The organism is Nocardia sp. NPDC003345, from assembly GCF_053589395.1.
This window is the reverse complement of the sequence record NZ_JBSFRU010000563.1, coordinates 1-1,877: the sequence shown is the minus strand read 5'-3', so window position 1 is coordinate 1,877 and position 1,877 is coordinate 1. Positions and strand designations below refer to the sequence as shown.

Annotated in this window: 1 protein-coding gene; it reads left to right on the top strand. The window is 61.3% G+C overall.

What is annotated here, in order from left to right; genetic code table 11:
• Positions 1 to 584: 584 nt before the first annotated feature.
• Positions 585 to 1,571, top strand: a complete 987-nt coding sequence (locus tag ACWDU1_RS32010) for a hypothetical protein (RefSeq protein ID WP_450004159.1) — start codon at positions 585 to 587, stop codon at positions 1,569 to 1,571.
• The last annotated feature ends 306 nt before the right edge of the window (positions 1,572 to 1,877 follow it).

The window sequence follows — 1,877 nt, the reverse complement described above, 5'->3', positions numbered from 1 at the left end:
GTGCCGCGCTGTCGGCGGACGCAGACGGGGAAGCGGGGGCGGTAGCGCTCGACGACGATGCCGAAGCGCCGCTGTGAGTGTCTCCTTCCGCTGCGCACGCGGTGAGAGTTATGGCGGCAGTTATTGCCACGAGAAGGGTGAATCGTCGCATGATTTGTCCTCGGGTCAGGGGCCTCCGGTAGGCCTGATCAAAAAATCTGAGCAATAGAGGTTTTCGTTAACATGTGCGCGAAGAATGTCACTGCTTCGAGATGTGTGACTGTGTCGATCGGCCGGCTGATCACGTGCGATTCCCTGAATCGTCGCGCCCCTCTCCCGTGCAGAGAATCACAGTCTCGCAGGATAGGCGTGCATTGCAATATCTTTCAGCTCCCACCCGGCGCTGCGCCCTCTCATGCCGTCGTGGATCGAACCGATGCCACTATTTTCGGGGGCATCGATGCAGGAGCGAATACCTGTCCTGCTGCGGCAGAATAGTGATACGCCGGGACGGTCCCTCTGGTCGACCGAACGGACGAGAAGGTCGATCCAGCCGAGTGCTCGGCCGATAGGGGAGAGGGAAGCCGATGCCCAGATGGCTCGAGGTGGGTATGCTCGAGGGGATTCAAGTGCCGGTAGAGATCGGATTGATTCTGGGGAAACCACTGATCGACGCCACCGGAAAATTCAGCCACTTCCTGGCCGAAGACGTGATTCGCGCGACGCGGGCCAAACTCGTTCGTGCCACCGATGAATTCCTGCAGGTAGACCGGGTATCGGAGGAGACGACGCGGTGGGACGAATCCGAGTCCTGGGGGCGTTCGACAGCACTTCCCCCGCCGGTTTCCGGGGAACCTGTTACCGGCCGCGATGCGGCACGCGGTATTGAACTGGCCTTTTTCACCGGAGATATCAGAAAGGAGCGCCTCTACAGCAAACATATCGACGGCCCGGGGCGTTCGACCGATGTCCTGACCGGGGTGTCGTTCTCTTCGACCCGGGGACAAGCCGCATTCTTCAAGAGAGTGAGATTCGAGCAGTCCTTCAGAATCCTCGGAACCTACTCCCGGTCAGGAAAAGAGGTCAAGGATTATCACAAAACCCCGTCGGCTTGGCCGACGAAAGAGGCGATAATACTCCACGCCGATTCGGATCCCGAGCTGGATGTCTTCTATGTCAACGCGGATGTATCCCCGTCATCTCTACACGGGGACAACACCGCGGATGGTTCGATAATGGCGCTTTCACCGGAAATGTTCGCCCGGGTGGTCTCGAACGACAGTGATATCCGCCGGTTGGCGGTATCCGGCGAGGACCGGCCGATAGTGGTGATTTCGAGTAACGCGGCGGCCCCGGGTTGCTCTTTGGGGCAACGTTTCGCCGAGGCCCTTCAGAATCAGGAGCAGTTACGGCGTGATGTTTATGTGAGCCGCGGTGAGCAGATCGTATGGGAACAGGCATTGGACCGCGCGACACTCTCGGTGGAACGGATGGAGCCGAAACCGGCGCCAACCTGGTCGGGAGCACGCCCGCCGGACGATGCAGCCACGATATGGGAGCTGTACCCGGCCACGGGACGGTACAGCCCATAGGCGGATCGCCGGTCGACAGGGTGCGGGCACCGGAGATCCCGCCCGCTGGGGACTGCGGGACACCGGGTCCGAGCCCGAGGCGCGCGATATCGGAGCATGGCGGGACGGCCCTCCGGAAAGCGGCTTCGGCACGGAGATCAAGATTCCCCAACTGCAATGCGCGGGTCGGCACCGGAACCGTCGCTTGTCACCGTTGCGCAGGTACCAGCAACAGCAGGGCACCGACGATACTGGTGACCGTGCGCGCGTGGTTCCATGCTGTCCAAGTCGACAGGAACGCCTGCCATTCGCGTGCGGCATCGGCCA